General features: G+C 43.1%; 12 protein-coding genes and 1 tRNA gene. 4 read left to right on the top strand and 9 right to left on the bottom strand.

From position 1 onward, the window contains the following. Window positions 1-26 precede the first annotated feature (26 nt). Entirely contained in the window at window positions 27-1,832 is a 1,806-nt protein-coding gene (locus tag V1501_RS10085; RefSeq protein ID WP_409292995.1) for an assimilatory sulfite reductase (NADPH) flavoprotein subunit, read from the bottom strand. Between the two features lie 204 nt (window positions 1,833-2,036). Here V1501_RS10085 and V1501_RS10080 point away from each other — a divergent pair, with 204 nt between their 5' ends. Next, window positions 2,037-2,975, top strand: a complete 939-nt coding sequence (locus tag V1501_RS10080; protein WP_409292994.1) for a LysR family transcriptional regulator — start codon at window positions 2,037-2,039, stop codon at window positions 2,973-2,975. Here V1501_RS10080 and V1501_RS10075 read toward each other — a convergent pair. From V1501_RS10075 to V1501_RS10060, 4 genes are all read right to left on the bottom strand, one after another. Further along, entirely contained in the window at window positions 2,951-3,514 is a 564-nt protein-coding gene (locus tag V1501_RS10075) for a GNAT family N-acetyltransferase (protein WP_409293316.1), read from the bottom strand. The genes V1501_RS10080 and V1501_RS10075 overlap by 25 nt on opposite strands. Window positions 3,515-3,581: 67 nt before the next feature. Further along, entirely contained in the window at window positions 3,582-4,631 is a 1,050-nt protein-coding gene (locus V1501_RS10070; protein WP_409292993.1) for a serine hydrolase domain-containing protein, read from the bottom strand. Between the two features lie 131 nt (window positions 4,632-4,762). Beyond that, window positions 4,763-5,200: a GNAT family N-acetyltransferase gene (locus V1501_RS10065; protein ID WP_409292992.1), complete on the bottom strand. Its 438-nt coding sequence runs from the start codon at window positions 5,198-5,200 to the stop codon at window positions 4,763-4,765. A 249-nt stretch (window positions 5,201-5,449) separates the two neighbouring features. Then, on the bottom strand, window positions 5,450-7,009 hold the full coding sequence (locus tag V1501_RS10060) for an acyl-CoA synthetase (RefSeq protein WP_409292990.1): 1,560 nt from the start codon (window positions 7,007-7,009) through the stop codon (window positions 5,450-5,452). Between the two features lie 180 nt (window positions 7,010-7,189). On the opposite strand from V1501_RS10060, the gene V1501_RS10055 reads away from it, so the two are divergent. Then, on the top strand, window positions 7,190-7,525 hold the full coding sequence (locus V1501_RS10055) for a hypothetical protein (protein WP_409292989.1): 336 nt from the start codon (window positions 7,190-7,192) through the stop codon (window positions 7,523-7,525). A gap of 387 nt (window positions 7,526-7,912) precedes the next feature. Here V1501_RS10055 and V1501_RS10050 read toward each other — a convergent pair whose 3' ends face one another. The 3 genes from V1501_RS10050 to proV all read right to left on the bottom strand — a co-directional run bounded on the left by V1501_RS10050 (window position 7,913) and on the right by proV (window position 11,627). Next, window positions 7,913-8,341 (bottom strand): DUF2621 domain-containing protein, encoded by a 429-nt coding sequence (locus V1501_RS10050; RefSeq protein ID WP_409292988.1) that lies wholly within the window; start codon window positions 8,339-8,341, stop codon window positions 7,913-7,915. Between the two features lie 345 nt (window positions 8,342-8,686). Further along, entirely contained in the window at window positions 8,687-10,420 is a 1,734-nt protein-coding gene (locus V1501_RS10045) for a glycine betaine ABC transporter substrate-binding protein (RefSeq protein ID WP_409292987.1), read from the bottom strand. Window position 10,421: 1 nt separating this feature from the next. Beyond that, window positions 10,422-11,627, bottom strand: a complete 1,206-nt coding sequence (gene proV, locus V1501_RS10040) for a glycine betaine/L-proline ABC transporter ATP-binding protein ProV (protein WP_409292986.1) — start codon at window positions 11,625-11,627, stop codon at window positions 10,422-10,424. A 662-nt stretch (window positions 11,628-12,289) separates the two neighbouring features. Here proV and V1501_RS10035 point away from each other — a divergent pair. Together V1501_RS10035 and V1501_RS10030 are read left to right on the top strand one after the other, a co-directional pair. Further along, window positions 12,290-12,386 (top strand) — tRNA-Sec (locus V1501_RS10035). A 1,627-nt stretch (window positions 12,387-14,013) separates the two neighbouring features. Then, complete coding sequence (locus V1501_RS10030; RefSeq protein ID WP_409292984.1) at window positions 14,014-14,697, top strand: hypothetical protein; 684 nt, start codon at window positions 14,014-14,016, stop codon at window positions 14,695-14,697. A 506-nt stretch (window positions 14,698-15,203) separates the two neighbouring features. On the opposite strand, the gene V1501_RS10025 is transcribed toward V1501_RS10030, so the two are convergent. Beyond that, window positions 15,204-17,750, bottom strand: a complete 2,547-nt coding sequence (locus V1501_RS10025; protein ID WP_409292983.1) for an Ig-like domain-containing protein — start codon at window positions 17,748-17,750, stop codon at window positions 15,204-15,206. Window positions 17,751-18,059 lie beyond the last annotated feature (309 nt).

Genomic DNA, 18,059 nt, shown 5'->3' with positions numbered 1-18,059 from the left:
TTGAGATGCTCCTTTCTGTGTAAAAATCAATACACGTCGCGCTGGTAACGCTTCTCCTGCTGCATATTGGCAACATAGCTCTCCGCTTTCTCGGGGCTCATCCTGCCTTCTTTTGCAATTATATCAATAAGAGCCTGGTGTACATCGTGGGCCATGTTCTTCTCATCACCGCACACATATACAACTGCCCCCTCTTCAAGCCAATTAAACAGTTCCCTGCCGTTTTCCTGCATTCTGTGCTGGACGTACACTTTTTCCTCTGTATCACGGGAAAAGGCTACATCCATTCTTGTTAAAATGCCTTCTTTCAGCCATTTCTGCCATTCTGTCTGATACAGGAAATCTGTAACAAAATGCTGGTCTCCGAAGAAGAGCCATGATTTCCCTTCAGCACCTCGTTCCTCACGCTCCTGCATAAAGGAACGGAATGGAGCGATGCCTGTCCCCGGACCCACCATGATAATCGGTGTTTCATCGGACGGAAGCTTGAAGTTCTGGTTTTCCTGTATGAAAACAGGAAGCGTGTCGCCATGCTGAAGCCGCTCGGCACATAAAATCGAACACACTCCGCTGCGGCTTCGACCATGCGTATCATAACGTACGGCACCTATTGTCAGGTGGACTTCATCAGGATTCGCCTCCAGACTGCTTGCGATGGAATAGAGGCGGGCCGGCATTTTTCGCAGGATATCTACGAACTCCTGTGGAGAAACCTCCCATGGACCATGTTCCCGCAGCAAATCAAGCAGATCGCGGCCTTCGATATAAGATCTTATTTCATCATTTCCTGACGATAGCAGGCCTTTCAGCGTTTCACCGGAAGAAAGACCTCCAGCCTTTTCAAGCACCGGCTTCGTCAGGGCTGTTATTTCGAAATGGATGGTCAGGGCTTTTTTTAGTACTGCCTTTTCACCCTGCTTGTTGATTACCACTTCTTCATCCGGGTTCCAGCCCATTTCGCCGAGAATCATGTCAACCAGCACCGGATCATTTTCAGGATAAATACCAAGGGCATCTCCCGGTGAATAGGTCAGTCCGGAACCTTCAAGCGAAAGCTCCAGATGGCGTGTTTCTTTATTGGACCCGCGGCCGTTCAAATTCAGGTTTTCAAGCACTTCTGCCCTGAACGGATTTGTCCGGGAATACTCTGATTCAGCCGGAGCAGCAAGCGGCGCGGAAGGCTGTACGGCTGCTTCTGCCGCAGAGCTGCCTTTAAGACTTTTCGTAATGCCATCAAGCCATTCCTGAGCAGGCTCATCAAAGTCGAGGTCACAATCCACCCGGTTATACAGGCGCTGTGCACCAAGCTCCTCAAGCTTTTGATCAAATTCCTTCCCTGTCTGACAGAACAGCTCATAGGAACTGTCGCCGAGTGCAAGGACTGAATATTTCAGATCCTCAAGCTTTGGCGCCCTCTTTCCATGCAGGAATTCATGGAAGGAAATGGCGTTATCAGGAGGATCCCCTTCTCCATGCGTACTCACAACAATCAGCAGGTTATCGAGTTTTTTCAGCGTGTTAGGCTTAAAATCATTCATGGAAGAAACGGTAACCTTAAAACCTTCCGCTTCCAGCTGTTTCTTGGACTTTTCAGCAAGGCGCTGTGCGTTGCCTGTCTGGGAACCAAATAGGATGGTCACTTCCCTGGAGACCTGTGGAGCAGGCGCTGCAGAATTTGCCGTCGGCTCTACCCCTGTTCCCGTCCCTGACTGTGATGCTGCAAGATAGCCGCTCAGCCAGACTCTCTGTGTTTCAGTCAGACTTGGCAGAAGGCGGTTAAGGAGCTCTGCCTGCTCCTCATTAAACGGGCTGTTAAATACCTGAAGTTGCAACAATATCCACCTCACAAAAGGATTCTTATCATGGGTTAATCGAATGCAGAACCGCATTTCTATTTTACCTATCAAATAAGTTGGTATTAATTATATTAAAAATCAAAAAGTTTATCATGTATCACTTTACCGAATATGAGTTCATTAGTAAAATAAATTTTAATTATCATAACTATTAACATTTCTAATCAATGGAGGAACCTAATGAATTACGATGAACTAAAAACCTTTGTAACACTGGCCGAAGTGAAAAACTTCACGAAAACAGGGGAGCTTCTCCTTATGTCGCAGCCAAGCGTCTCCCTTCATATCAAGAATCTGGAGAAGGAATTCCAGACCCAGCTGTTCCAGAGGTCACCCAAATATTTAAAAATAACGCCTACTGGGGAAATCCTATATGAGCGGGCCAAACGAATGATTGCACTCTATGATCAAACCCGGATTGACATACTGGAAAGCCAGAATATCATTAAAGGGCAGCTTAAGATCGGGGCCAGCTTCACCATCGGAGAATATATCCTTCCCTCCATGCTGATTGATCTGCAAAAACTCTACCCGGAGCTCGAATTACAGCTGACGATCGGCAATACTGAGGAAATTGTCGCATCCGTCAATTCCTATCAGGTAGATATCGGCCTTATAGAAGGACAGACCAACGAGAAGACTGTTTCCGTACACCCTTTCATGCAGGATGAGCTCTTTTTGGTCGCTTCTAACGACCATATTTTAGCAAATAAAAGTGATGTTTCGATTACAGATCTCCAAAATCTAGCCTGGATTACAAGGGAACTGGGATCAGGAACACGTGAATATCTGGATCATGTTTTCCGTTCCAATGGACTAAAGGTAAAGTCCCTCCTGACCATCAGCAGCAACCAGGGGATCAAGGAATCCGTCATCCAGGGAATGGGGCTGTCCCTTTTGTCTCACAGCGTAATCAGGCGGGATGTGCTGCAAAATAATTTGTCCGTCATCAAGCTGCGGAACCAGCGCTTCACCCGGACTCTTTCCTATATATATTCCCCTATCATGGAAGAAAAGAGAAACGTTCAGGCTTTCATAAAAGCCCTGCACAATAAATGGCCAGGGGAAGGAAACGATCTATCTGAGCGATCCGGTCAATCGTTCCGGATAATGGAATAAACAAGATGATCAGTCCATTCTCCATGTTCATGGATGAAGTTTTTCCTTACACACTCAAACTCCATGCCGGCGCTGAGGGCAAGCGCAATGGAGGCTTCGTTATCCAGGTTAATATGAGCTTCAATCCGGTGGAAGTCCAGCTCACTGAACGCAAGGGCGATGGCGGCAGTTACTGCCTCGCTGCCGTATCCCCGCTGCCAGAATTGATTATGTATGGTATAGCCGATTCGCGCCCATTGGAAAGTTCCTCTGGCAAGTGTCGAAAAGTCGACCATGCCGAGATGCCCCCCTCCCTCTTTGCTGAATACGCCAAAAACATGGGCGGTATCCTGCACTCCCAGCTCCTGGTGTTTCTGCACCAGGCTGCTGAACCATTCCTGTGTACAGATGCTCATATCCAGCCTTCCAGGGTCATGTCTGTTCTGTGAGGGCTGCCGGCTTTTGAATGACTCCAGCCAGTTCCAATAATCCTTAACCTGGAGCGGCCTGATGACTAACCGTTCTGTTTCAATTCTGGCAGAAAACTCTTTTTCCAGCAGTGCCAATCTTTTTCCTCCTTCAATTTGCATTCAGGAAGATTATAGCACTATAGCTTCGGAATATCATTTAACATAATTTAAGATTGTAAGAGTTATAAATGGCGCCTATTATACCCTCCAGCTGGTGTATCCCTGAATCAGTATTTGTCATGACGGCAAGGCCCTTTCCTGTATAAGGGCAGGCTGCCACCAAGGACTGAAACCCCAATCCCCAGCCAAGTGAGGATATTTCTACTTCTCTGCCTGAACCATCCAGAAATACCCCCAGACCAGTCCAGGGTCTGCAGCCCTGCGGACTTATCAACTCCTGCATCATGCGTGCAGAGATACCAAGCTTACTTTTGTTATGAAGGGCATCCATGACTTCAAGCACTAGTAGTGACAGGTCAGAAGCAGCAGTCCACAGTCCGGATGCCGCGGGATAAGGATATATGGGATAATCCCCATTTACTGCCCCGCCATTTTTGTTGTGTCCGGCAGAAAAATTTCTTGGGACCTCCTCAGATATATGATGCAGAAATGTGCTCTGTTTCATATGTAAAGGCTGGAATACCAGCTCATCTGCAATCTCTTCAAATGGTTTCAGGGTCACATCCTCTATTACTTGCTGAATAACACAATATCCCCCGTCTGAATAGTGAAAGCTGCTTTCTGGTTCGTATTTCATCTTAATAGATTCTTTGCAATATGGTGTTGCTCCGGATAATATTTCTGCCATGGAAGGGAAGCCTTTGCCGGGGATAAGTTCCATAAAGCTTCCTTCAGGATCTATAATCCCGGATTGATGGCTCAGCAGGTTTCGCAGTGTTATGAACTTTTCTTTTGATAAATCAGGATGCGGGACTCTCCATGCGGTCAGTTTTTTGTTTACGTCCTCATCTAAATCGAGAATGCCCTGCTCTGTTAATATCAGTACAACCATAGAGGTTAAAAACTTACTGATTGAGCAGGCATTAAAAATCGTGGAATGGTCCACTTTTTGGTAAGTTCCTGCCTTTATCAGCCCATAATTTTCAACAGAACTGATTTCGCCGCCATTAATTAAAGACACACTCAGACCCATTACATTATAATGGTTCATCAGCTCCTCGATATTAATAGATGTTTGATCCATCATACTCCTCCAGTTTTTGAAAACAGCTTGTCTCCTATATTTTTATTCTTGGCTATGTTAAAGGTTAAGGTTGTTTTAATAATACACAAAATGAGCTGGACCTCCATGCTCATTCCGTTAGTTTAACATTGTACTTATTTTAAAGATGTTTTAAACACATAACTTACTTTGTCATAATTCATCTTACCCTCATAAAAACGGTGTGCGTCTATACGCTGTAACCCTGACGATAGGGCAACACTTTCATACTTATTTTCTTGTGCCCAGTCATGGACATATGTAAGTAGTTTTTCTCCGTATCCTTTTGACCTTATATTAGTATCCGTAACCAGATCACAAACCCAAACAAATCTTCCATAATACAGTGTTGTCATTGGCTTAAAACCGATAACCGCCACAATTTTATCATCATCAAATAAAGCAAACATTTTATATCTATCTACTTCTTGTGCTTCCATTACTAGATCAAGATAAGTATCTTCGTCAAGATGAGTCCGTAACTGCTTCATTATCGGAAATGCTTCAATCATTTCATTGCGTAATTTAAGTTCTTTTATTGTTAACAGATTCATAGTTAAGACTCCTTTTTTGAATTTTTTGCAAATTAAGCATATCATATTTTCTTATTTCACAATCCTGCTGTGTTACTCCTTATGACTTGAAGGTGAAAGTCTCGGAGCTGGATCAGGAGTCTCGCGCCTTCCGCTCCAAGCAGCTTTGCTCAATAATTAAATCTCTTAACAAACAAAACTAATCAGAGATCAACCATCTTTTAGAAAAGAGTAATAAAAAAAGAGGGCCTGATTTCAGCCCTCCCTCTTTTACATATCACGCAAAATATTACGGCGGATTTTCCCGGAATCTGTTTTTGGCAGGTGTTCGGCAAATTCGATTTTCCGCGGATACTTATACGGTGCCGTCAAATTTTTGACAAACTGCTGGAGTTCTTTTACTAAATCCTCTGTACCCTCCACGCCCTCTTTTGTGACAACGAAAGCCTTTACTACATTCCCGCGCACTTCATCCGGAAAAGCAACCACCGCACATTCTTTTACAGCGTCATGCTTCATGAGCGCGTCTTCCACTTCAAAAGGGCCGATGGTATAGCCGGAGCTGATGATCACGTCATCATTTCTTCCTTGGAACCAGAAGTAATGGTCTTCATCCTTTAACGCTTGGTCTCCGGTCAGGAAGTAGTTTCCGGCAATTGCTGCCTCTGTTTTTTCCTGATCCTTGTAATAGCCTTTGAAAAGAGCAGGGAAATCTTTTCGGACCGCGATCGTTCCCGCTGTATTCGGCGGAAGCGGCTGTCCGCTTCCGTCAACGATTTCAATATAATCCTGCATCAGCGGCTTGCCCATTGAGCCGATCTTGCTTTCATCATCCTCAAGGCCTGCAATCAGGAGCGTGCTTTCTGTCTGGCCGTAGCCATCGCGGATCCTGATCTGGAACTGGCGCTTGAAGACATCGATCACTTCGCGGTTCAGAGCTTCTCCGGCAGATACAGCTGTATGCAGGTCTGAAAGCGAAAATTCCCCGATGGACTCAAGCTTTGCCATCATTCTGTACTCAGTCGGCGTACAGCATAAAACATTGATCCGGTTTTCTTCAAGCAGCTCCAGATACCGGTGAGGCTGGAAACGGCCGTTATACACAAATCCCGTCGCTCCTGAACCGAGGATGGATAAAAACGGGCTCCACACCCATTTCTGCCAGCCAGGCGCAGCCGTTGCCCAGACGGTGTCATTCTCACTGATATTCAGCCATTTGGAAGCGGCCGTCCTTAAATGGGCATAGCCCCAGCCATGACTGTGGACAACTCCTTTTGGCATTCCGGAGGTTCCGGAGGTATATGCAAGGAATGCGTGATCATCTCTATTTATTACAGGAGCTGTGAATGACTCCTCCTGCTGATCCATGATGTGTTCAAGAGACTCCCAGCCGGGTTTTTCTCCGCCAAATGCGAGGCGGAACTGAAGGAAAGGAAGCTCCTCCTCAATTGATTCAAATTCTGTTGTGAACGGCCCATAACTGATGACCGCTGCTGCTTCTGAATGATTGATACGATGAGCAAGATCCTTAGCCCGCAGGAGCTCGGAAGCTGGACTTATCACAATCCCCGCTTTCAGGCAGCCAAGATAAATGATATAAGCTTCGATGAGCCTTGGAGTCATGACAATGACTCTGTCCCCTCTTTGGAGGCCAAGCTGATAGAGAGCATTCGCAAGTTGATTTGCTTTGCTGATCAGTTCCGAATAGCTAATCGTTTTCCTTTCACCCGCTTCATTCAGCCAGATCAGTGCATGCTTATCTGACTTATGGCGTTCGATTTCATCTGCAATATTATAGGATTCTGGTGCTGTCAATGATGTGATTTCCAAGAAATTCAACCTCTATTCTGTTAAATGCTGTATTCTGCTTTAAACTATAAAACTGATGTGAGTATTATATCAACTAGTATTAAGACTTGGTACTAATATGCTCATTTACATTTATTTAACAAATTCAACCATTTTCCTTCAAAGTGATGAGTTACCTTAGAGCTGAAGGGAGCTGATGGAATGGCAGACGAAAACCTGATCATGCTGTTGAAGCTGAGGGGCGGCCTTGTGGACCAGATTAGGTCCATCCAAAGGGATGAGCATACGTTTACTCAAAGAATTGGCGACTTAAAGGGGCAGTACAAAACATGTGAAAACATGAAAGGTCTTGTAAATAGAAAAGAAATTCTCGAAGTAATCCTTCACTCTATCATTCATGAAGAGATGAAGCTTGAACAGTTGCTGAATTATAAAAGGCAGTACGAAGAACATCTAAATCATCAGCTGTACCGAACCTGCAAATCCTTGGCCGCCTTAGCAAGCAGGCACCCGTTGGGCCATTACTGCCTGGCATAAAAAAGGATAGACGGAGCCACTGCAGCTCCCGCTATCCTTTTTTTGTGCGTATAGCTGTTCTGTAGCGGCTTGATCCATTCCTATACCAAAGCTGAAAGAATTTCATGAATGCATCTGCTTATATCATTCTTTAACAGCAGCGTCTGCCTGAGAACCAATTATGGGCCAGGCAATACTAACCTTCCAAATAGCGCCTTGGCCGGTTATTTCAGCTGCTATAGGCGATAAGTTGATATTAATCACCCTTACTTTAACCGAATCTGTTGATATTTATCCCTTTTCCAGTGAAATAGAGGCAAATAGAGAGGCAGGCTGTTTCTTCATTGTATTACTAAGGACCCAAAAAAAGCCTGCATAGCATCTTATGCCTGCAGGCTTCCTGGACGATCACTGAAACAAATGCTGATATGGAGCCACATCCACTTGTCTCTGATTCAATTTTTTCAGCAGAAACTTATGATCACGCTTTGGAGTCGCCATAATATATCCGCGGATAATCAAGTCTTCCGTAATTCGCTTTGCTTTTTCCTGTACCGCAAGTTCACCGATCTTCCCGGCAATCTTCTGGCGCGCAACATCACGGAACAGCTCAGGCACCGGGCTCACCAAATCTTCCAGCAGATCCTTTTCCTTCTGTTTCCAGAGGCTTCTCGTCTCATTTACATAATGCTCTTCCCAATCAAGAATGGAACGTCCATCTTCCTTGGGAAGCCGCTTCAGAAACTTCCGGAACATAAAAAAGCCGCCGATCGCAAACAGTCCGACCAATAAAACAACCCAAAACAGGATAAACCATAAAAACCAACCTTGCAGCAAAAAGTCCACCCCAGTTTTTCATAGAATTATACTTCTATTATAGTCAGCTGTATATGGCAAATACAAGAGTAATAAAGTTAATTGGCTGTGGGTGAATAGAGTCAAACCGAGGTCTCTAACAATTAGAATCATTTCCCCTTCTCCATAATAAAGCTCCAAATTTCACTTTTTTAATTTATAGGATTAAATGAAAAGTTTCCGAACAAGGTACTATTAACCGGGTCAGGCACCCTTGTTAAATCCATAACTTTTAAACAAATTTTTAAAAAAGACTGTCAGCCCGCCAAAAAATGGCTTGAACTGACAGTCTCCATACGATTATTTTCACGAAAGTCTCTATCGGTTTTATTTCTTCAGGTCTTCTATAGAATCAATCTCCATATATTCTGGAACTACGATTCCTAATTTGGTGCCCTTTAAATTTGGCCCCAGGTCGACAAATTGATTGCCATATTTATTCGTATAATCCTGATGTGTAGTTGGAAGCCATGCGGCTACCAGACCATCCGCACTTCCATTGGCCACTCCAGTGAACATAGGTCCAGCTTCTACCTGCTTAAGCGTTACTTCATAACCCTGGCTTTTTAGGACGGCGCCGATGACGTTTGTGCTTGCCACTTCAGATTCCCATGAAACATAAACCAGGCTTACTTTCTCGCCATTACCTTTCACTGAGCCAGCCGTCCATTTTTTCACTTCATCTTTATGGCGGTCCATCCATTTGCCGGCAGCATCAGCAGGTTTCATGCCTTCCTGGATATCACCCATCACTTCTTCCATATCCTTTGGCTGCCAGTAGAATTGATCCAGGATCTTGAAGGCGCCTGGATTGTCCTCTTTAAATCCTTTTCTGACCACAGTATGGATGGTTTCATCTTTACCAAAAGTGCCTTTGGGGTCTTTTAAATATTTCAGCTTATATTTGGAGAACATCCAGTGGGGGGTCCATCCAGTGACTATGATCGGTTCTTTCCGGTCATAAGCCTTCTTCAGTTCTGCTGTCATAGCAGCGGAAGATCCCTCGACCAGTGTCCAATCCTCCTGCAGGCCGTAATCCTTCAAAGCTTGTTTAGCTGACTTCATCAACCCTGCACCAGGGTCGATGCCGACAATTCTATAATCAACCTGTCCCCCAATTGAGTTTGCAGCACCTTTATCAGCACCTTCACCCCTGACTGATACAGTAATCATGGCACCTATAAGGAGAATGATCAATGTTCCATAAGCAAATTTCTTCGGTACAATGCGGCTGTATGCCGGTTTCCGGAGGTTTTGGGAAATTCGGTCTAAAATAATGGCAATGATAACGATAGCGAGCCCTGCCACAAACCCTCCGCCAACTTGTACCTGAGTGACAGCCCTGTAAACCTCTGCACCCAGTCCGGGAGCTCCAACCAGGGATGCGATAACCACCATGGATAGTGCGAGCATGATGCTCTGGTTCACACCTGCTAAAATGGTGGGGGTCGCCAGCGGGAGCTGAAGTGAAAACAGCCTTTGTGAAGTAGTGGAACCAAAAGCATCAGCAGCTTCTATTAAATCGCCCGGCACTTCTCGAATGCCCAGGTTAGTAAGCCGGATTGTCGGCGGAACAGCAAAAATGACTGAAGCAATAATACCCGGTACCACTCCTATCCCGAAGAACAGGATTGCTGGAATCAGGTAGACGAACCCAGGCATTGTCTGCATAAAGTCAAGGATCGGTGTTATTGCACGCCGGACCCTGTCATTTTGAGAGGCCCAAATTCCAATCGGAATACCGATCACAATCGTAATGATTACTGAGGAAAGTACAAGGGCAAGCGTATTTACAGCTGCATCCCAAAGTCCCAGGTTTTCTATCAAAAGTAAACCAACTAATGTAATTATGCCGACAGTCCAGCGGCTGGTGTAAAATGCCAGCAATGAAATGATTATAATTAATGCCAGCGGAGGTCCGAGTTCCAATACTTTAACTAACTTATCAATAAAACCTTCTGTAATGGCAGATATACCGCTGAATAGACCCTCGAAGTGCGTAACGATCCAGCTGATGGCTATATCTACCCAATGAGCGAGCGGCAATTGAGGAAGACCCATTTTATTCAGCCTCCCTAATATTTATATCTTCTTTGTTTCCTGCAAGTGCTCCTATGACAGCACCGCGGACAATTACACCCTTTAAGCGGTTATCCTTATCGGTGACTGCTACGGGGTATATGGACTGGGAAAGGGCCTCGATCACTTCAGATAACAGTGTGTCCTCAGAGACAGTAACTATATCTCTGTCCATTACATCCTCTACAGTTTTATTTTCTGTCATTGCCTTTGACGCGTTATCTGCGCTGATGGCGCCTAACAGTTTTTGTTTGCGGTCTACAATAAAGATACTGGAGTATCCTTGAGCTTTCATGATTTGAAGCGCAACCCGCGGCCCGCGGTCAGGAGTCATTCTTTCAGCACGCTTAAGAACATGAGATGCCAGAAGTACTTTTGATAAATCCACATCTTCCACGAATCTTTCTACATAGCTATTCGCCGGGTTCATCATGATTTCTTCCGGAGAGCCCACTTGTATCACATTGCCGTCCTTCATGAGTGCAATCCGGTCACCTATACGGAGAGCTTCATCAAGATCATGTGTAATGAAAATGATAGTTTTCTTCAATGTTTCCTGAAGCTCAAGCAATTCATCCTGCATGTCTTTACGGATAAGGGGATCAAGAGCACTAAATGCCTCATCCATTAACAAAATATCGGTATCGCTGGCCAGCGCCCTTGCGAGTCCGACCCTTTGCTGCATGCCGCCGCTAAGCTGTGATGGGAACTGGTGCTCATACCCCTTCAGGCCGACAACTGAAAGTGACTGCATTGCCTTTTCTCTTCTTTCTTCTGCCGGGACGTTTTTCAGGGTAAGTCCGTATTCTGTATTTTCAAGTACTGTTTTATGGGGAAATAGTGCGAAGTTCTGGAAAACCATGCTGATTTTGTTTCTTCTGACTTCTCTTAGCTGAGGAACAGTCATTTTTACAATATCACTGCCATCTATGAGAATCTGTCCCATTGTGGGATCAATCAGCCGATTGAGCATCCTGATGAGCGTGGATTTGCCGCTGCCGGATAAACCCATAACCACGAAGATTTCGCCAGGATATACCTCCAGACTGGCCTTATTTACACCTACAGTTAAGCCGGTCTCTTTCAGGATTTCTTTTTTGGAATATCCTTTTTCTAATAACTGAATAGCATTCTTTGGGGATTTCCCGAACACTTTTGTTACATTTATTAATTCAACTTTCGGTTTCATCCTACCACCTCTTAATTTTCTAGACTGTCGCAAGTATTTTTAGGTATTTCTTATTCTGCTTCCTTCCAGGAATTCCAATACCCTAAAATGCATGTTTTCAAGTATATATAACTAAATCGCCTTAATGCAAATGATAAGGGTCAGCTGTTCATGGCAGAAAACCCTTTCATTGAATAGAAGATTATACTTATCAGCAAGCAGGACCTGCTTCAGGCGAATGATAAGACAGGAAATGAGGGCAATGCTGAATAATTGGCATTGCTTTTTTATTTAAATAAAAAAGACAGCCATAGGCCATCTCAGTTGGTTCATTTATTTTGTTTTAGCTTTTAACATCACGTAAAATGCAAATAAATCCGAATAAGCTAATAATATTCTGCTTATTTCAGTTCAAAATAGACTTTAAGCTAGCGTAAAGAACTGTAAAACGTGCTATCATATCATTCCAAGATGGCGTATAAAAGGACCCCATAACAATCCTGTTCTTTTAAATTGACCTACAAGATGCTTTGCAACCAATCTTTGTTTTGATGGAACAACACTTGATTAAAAGCACTATTTCCGCTATTATGATACGTGCCCTGCTAAATTGTATACGTTTAAAAGGTAGTTAAAATACGTTTGGTTATATGCTTGAAACGTTGATATAGCTGCGTCTATACGGGGCCGGATGGGCAGCTGGTGCGCTCCCCGGTCTTCAAAACCGCGTGAGAGGCGCGTGTCGTCTCTGGTGGGTTCGATTCCCACACGGTCCCGCCATTTCATGAATTACTTGCTCGGTCTTCGGGCGGTCTGATGACCGTACAAAACTGCGTTATAAAACCGAATTAGACTTATCGCAAAACCGGCCGTTACGAATTATTCGAATGGCGGTTTTTTATTATGCGGAAAACAGTTAGGAAGTACAAACGCGAGGCATCGCCATTCGCCACGTCCGAAACTCTCGCAATGAGCGAAATGTTTGAGCAATTTATGCTTTTAAAGTAGGCGGACGGCTTATCGCGCCGAACTATCGTGATCGTAAAATACAAGGAAGCGTTCCCCAACTTTTACATCGGTCAATTCCGCGTTAATCTCATAGTCATCCGGATCCACATCAACGCCATCTATCTGCGACCTAAACGTTAAAGGACTTTCGCTTACGACTTGCATGGTTTCCGCTTGTCAGCCCGGATTATATCCAAGACCCTCGATCGCCTGCATTAGCATCGATTTGCCTCCGCCTTGAATCGGTAAGCCGTTTCTTGCCTTCATATAATCACCGCATTTTAAAATAGTATATTTACTGTAACCAATCCAACGATGCTAATCCCATATAACGACCATGCAATTAGTTTGTTATTCTTGGGTACCTCCTTGATTTTAAACACTTTGATAAATTTGTATGTTATAAATAAAAACGCAAAAATGGAGAATAATAAAATTTTGCTCACTTTTTACAAACTCCTTTATAAAAGTTGATTATTCTATATTAGAAAAATTCTAACAACAGGACAAAAGACACCTTTTCCAAATTTTCACATAATTGTAAATTACCTAATTACTCAAAAGGAAAATGTGATAAAATTATAAGTAAAGGAAGGTGCTAGCTGTGGAAAATATAAAAAAGCAACATACTGTGAACTTTTTTATCTTAATTAGTGCTTTAACCATAATTTCAATGTTTTTAGGCTCCTTATCACATACTTTCATACAAATAATTATTACTATAGCCAGTATACTAGCCATTATTATTTTGTTTTTTCATAAAATCCAAGCTTTACTTGGCAAAATTACTGGTACATATGGGTCAAAACGGATGAATGATTGGCTATTTTATATTCTATATTCACTAGTAATATTTAGTGGAAGTATGCTTATTTTTTAAAATATCAATCTCACCTTCTGGTGGGATTTTTTATTTTAACAGGTAATTTGTGGATGGCCTTTCTCCCCCCAGTGGCTTTCTTCAATCATCGGTTTATATTATAATATGTCTTCTACAAAACCGTCATTGATCGTTAGTTCATATTCGAAGGTATTTCTTCAACTGTTTCATTTGATAAATTGGCACTTATTTCTGTAGTAAAAAAGACTACCACTATATTACATAATGGTAGTTTCTTTAATTAACCTGCCAGATTCTGCTGCTGCCCTTACGGGGTACAAACAGAATGATATAAACTTTTTAAGGAACTATTGCACTGTACTTCTACAAGTATAAATCCCTTTTTCACTTTGGGACTCCGTTCTCTGTATATGTGCTGCCTAATCAATAAAAGATGATATAGGTTAGGATATGCTAAGAGGACTTCTTCTGAACTTCTTTTGCTATTGTTTTTATTGTTAAGAAAAGTATAGTCTGTTTCTATTAAAATTCAAAAAATTACGACTCTGAGGTGAGAAAATGAAAGATCCCAAACTTTTTAAAGCAATTTATATACCAGACACTCCATTTCAAGACGAAAAATTAAAACCAAAAAGGGCTAAAAAATATAATTTTAAGTTGGTTGGGAGTGATCGTCTAGGTGATACTCTTTATCGGTTCGTCTACAGCAAAAATGGAGAACAAATTCTTTGTTTCTATATTGTAGATGATTGGAAAGGTCCATATCGTTTTCTATTTATAGAATACAATGAACTATACGGGGAATTCACTTCACAATTTGGGAGAAGAGGCGTGCCAAGAGGTTATGGGGAATGTACAATGGATGTCTATTTATACAACAATTCCCCAGAACAAATATATGATAAATTAAAAAAGTTAATAAATAGTGGATATGATGAGGATACACCTATGCCAGTATGCCATATTTATGGACAACGGATGTGGCATGGAGATTCTTTTATAGTAGCTAATCGTACTGGATTAGAGGAATTACGTACAGCCATTGACATTGCTTTAGAATATGGAGAAATAAGAACTACCCTTTCACCATCTGATAACGAAGGGTTTGATTTATTTATTTCCTGTGTAGATGATAACTTTGATTGGAATGAAATAGATATGCCTTACCATGATCCTGAATATTTTGATAAACCTGAAGTTCCTATCAAGGCGTTTAAAAGATACAAACTACTTAAAAAGTAGACAAAAGTTTCTCTAGTAACCCAAAAAATGTACTACTCCTGTCCATGTTTATTCTCCTGTATAGCTTAACTGAAGTCATAAGGACGCCCCTTAGTAATCGTTTTAATAAACATAGTAACAATAATAAATAAAGCAAAACAAAGGACAAATTTTACTAGGTCAGCCAATATATTTAAGTCACTTTTTAATGTATTACCATAGCCATAATAGTTCAGATACCACTTTAGGATGTAAACCTTAAACTAGCAACAAAGCAGGACAAATATATTTTAAAGCGTGTCCACTTAGATGCATAAAAAAAAACACCTCGAAGGATGATTTATTGAAACATACAGAATGCCAATACTGGTTCACCCATTATTGGCATTCTGTAATTACCTTCTTCAGGTTTCATAAATTCAACTCAAAGATACTTTATATTAGTTACATTTAACCTCAGGCATCTTTCCGCTCTTCCATTCTTTCAATTTCCACACTATTAAAGAGATCATGATCCTCCGGCGTTTTTAATTCGACACCGTGACCGGCAGGCTTGTAAAGCTCTTTCCGCTGACGGTTGTCTCTACTGCCTTGATTACTTTTCCCGCGGCCTGCCTCGGGATCGTAATTTTGTAGGTTCCGGAAGAATCTGCGTACCCCGTCTTGAGGAAAACCCCGTTGGAGTAGACTTTTATCTTGCTTTTTGAAAATGATTTTCCGGTCACATAGGTTGAGAGAGTGCTGACTGGGTCCAGGCCTGGCACATACAGCACTGTTTTCACAGAAGCACTGCCAGCATTGCCCGCCCGGTCGATTGCTTGAACGGAGATTTTCGTTCCATAGCGCTGCTTCGGGATGCTTACTGAAAACTTTCCAGCTGCGTCCGCCTTGCCCTGGGAGAGATACGCACCATTTTTCAACACCTTGACAGTCGATCTGCCCTCGGCTTTGCCGGTGACTGCTGTGGATTGACTATACACGTTATTGAGGACTGGAGCGGCTGGTGCGATCTTATCAGAAACCGTTACCGGCAGGCTTGTAAAGCTCTTTCCGCTGACAGAAGTTTCGACTGCCTTCATTACTTTCCCGGCAGTCTGCTTTGGAATGGTGATTTTGTAATTACCGTAGGAATCTGCGTACCCTGTCTTGATGAGCATCCCGTTGGAGTAGACTTTTATTTTGCTTTTTGAAAAAGATTTCCCAGTCACATAGGTTGAGCGGTTACTGACTGCATCAAGGCCAGGTACATACAGCGCTGTTTTTACAGAAGCACTGCCAGCATTGCCCGCCCTGTCAATTGCCTGGACAGAGATCTTTGTCCCGTAACTTTGTTTCGGGATGCGGACCGAGAACTTTCCGGCTGCGTCCGCTTTCCCTTGGGCAAGATACACACCATTCTTCAGGACCCTCACAGTTGAGTAGGCTTCAGCTTTTCCGCTGACAGATACAGATTGACTATAAACAGTATTAAGGACAGGTGCTGCCGGTTTTACCCGGTCAATTATGAACTTCATCGTCTGCCTGGCTGGAATTGGTGTGACTGCGTCCGTTTGGTAGGCGGACGAGAGTTTGGATGAATTCGGCGTTACGCCTGTGTTGTTAGTTAGTTGATACGTTCCATCCTTGGTCACGGTTGTTTCCGCCGAAATAATCTTATTTGTACTGCCGTCAGACAGGCTGACCGAGCTGTTTGATGGAACACCGATTTTAACATTTTCGTTAAAATAAACCGGGTCAATAGCCTGCGGGTCATTTACTGTCATCCACCTGTAGGAATTGTACTTATCCATTGAGTATGTCAGCAAGTAAATTCCGTTGATTTTTGAATCGACCGAACCCTTTACGACGATGTCCTTTGTCCTATCACCTTCCAGATTGGAGAAGAACCTGACTCCCGCCATCGGGTCAAACGTGCTGCCTTTTTTGATGGCTCCTGAAGTGACTCCAGCGAACACCGGTAACACTTTTACCGTCGGCAAGTGGTCAGTAACTTCAACATGGGTTGTATTCCCGACCTGATCTCTCAGGTAAATTTGTTCGATATAATAAACTCCATCTTTCAAAAACTTGGGAGCCTTCAATGTTCCAGTCCATTGATTATTGGAACTGGTTACAGTCAAGTTATCCCAAAATGTATCATTTGCGTTATGAAATTCCTTTCCAGTGAATTGCACCGCGACTTGCGCAAGGCCAGAACCAGTATCCGACCCATTCACAACAACATTCAAGGAATCGCCGGGATAGAGCTCCTTCTTGTCGACAGTAATAGATTGGAATACCGGGCGGGTATTATCTTTAATCCCACCTGAAATCGTCAATTGGGCTTCAGCAAGCATTGGAAACCATACGGCCCAATACTTGATTTGGTTTCCAGCTTTATCTGAGAGGGACAGATTACCGATATCATAAACTCCGTTCCTTACATACTTTGGAATCGTGATTTCCGCCTCATACTTCCCGGTATCATTGTTAAAATAAATATTGCTGAAAAGGCTGTAATCTAATGTTTCAATATGCCTCAGCTGTACAGATCCATGTGACAAACCGCTTTCTTCCTCTTTATACCCGATGGTGACAATCACTTTGTCACCGGGCTGGGCAGTCGTTTTGCTTAGAGTTACCGAGGTAAGCTCCGGCGCAGTTGTATCGGTGCCGCCGTCGAGCATCCGGAAGCGCAGTTTTGATATTAAAACTGAACTGGAGTCATAGGTCTGTTCATTGCGTGCATTGTCATACAGCGTTATATCCGATACATGCCATTCCCCCTGTACTAGACGACTGTCGGCACGGTACGAAAATTCATACGTATTATTACCGGTATACCGCATCATGCTGTAAATATCCTGGCCGGAACTGTGCATTAATTTAATATCGGCATCAGGCGCAGGTCCTGACTCAAAATCTTCTTCAACCGTAAAGTGCATTGTAATGATGTCCCCTGTCCGGAAATCCGCCCCGCTGATTGAAGTGGATTTTAGAATCAGCGGTGTTGTATCGGTATCCGCATTTGCAGGCACCACTCCAGCCAGGCTTAAAACCAGCGCAAACAAGAAAACCAAACCCTTTTTAATCATTTACACAAAACTCCTTTCCAGATAATATTTTCCTATTTTTATAGTAAGGGATAACCGTTGAAAAATATAGGTGGGTTTACAGAAAAAGGATGCCCATATATTTCCTTAATCTTTGTATTCCAAGGACAAAGTGTTTGTTCATGGCGGGATGGAAAGCGTGCTTTATTTTTAGTTCCGAGGATAAAATGCCGCTTTTGGGGAGGGGGTATGTCTTTGGGTTAGAGATGCAAGGACAAATCATCGCTTTTAAAAGGGAAATGTCCTTGGATTGGGGATTCAAGGTACTAATACGACTTATAAGTATGGAAC

The sequence above is a fragment of the Paraperibacillus esterisolvens genome (assembly GCF_046237625.1).
GTDB classification, from domain to species: Bacteria; Bacillota; Bacilli; order Bacillales; family DSM-1321; genus Paraperibacillus; species Paraperibacillus esterisolvens.
This window is presented reverse-complemented; position numbering and strand designations above follow the sequence as displayed.

Bases quoted from the DNA above. Each gene is read 5' to 3' on its own strand.
- V1501_RS10080 (WP_409292994.1), top strand. From the start codon at position 2,037: ATGAATTACGATGAACTAAAAACCTTTGTAACACTGGCCGAAGTGAAA.
- V1501_RS10070 (WP_409292993.1), bottom strand. From the start codon at position 4,631: ATGATGGATCAAACATCTATTAATATCGAGGAGCTGATGAACCATTAT.
- V1501_RS10055 (WP_409292989.1), top strand. From the start codon at position 7,190: ATGGCAGACGAAAACCTGATCATGCTGTTGAAGCTGAGGGGCGGCCTT.
- V1501_RS10025 (WP_409292983.1), bottom strand. From the start codon at position 17,750: ATGATTAAAAAGGGTTTGGTTTTCTTGTTTGCGCTGGTTTTAAGCCTG.
- V1501_RS10045 (WP_409292987.1), bottom strand. From the start codon at position 10,420: ATGGGTCTTCCTCAATTGCCGCTCGCTCATTGGGTAGATATAGCCATC.
- proV (WP_409292986.1), bottom strand. From the start codon at position 11,627: ATGAAACCGAAAGTTGAATTAATAAATGTAACAAAAGTGTTCGGGAAA.
- V1501_RS10030 (WP_409292984.1), top strand. From the start codon at position 14,014: ATGAAAGATCCCAAACTTTTTAAAGCAATTTATATACCAGACACTCCA.
- V1501_RS10065 (WP_409292992.1), bottom strand. From the start codon at position 5,200: ATGAATCTGTTAACAATAAAAGAACTTAAATTACGCAATGAAATGATT.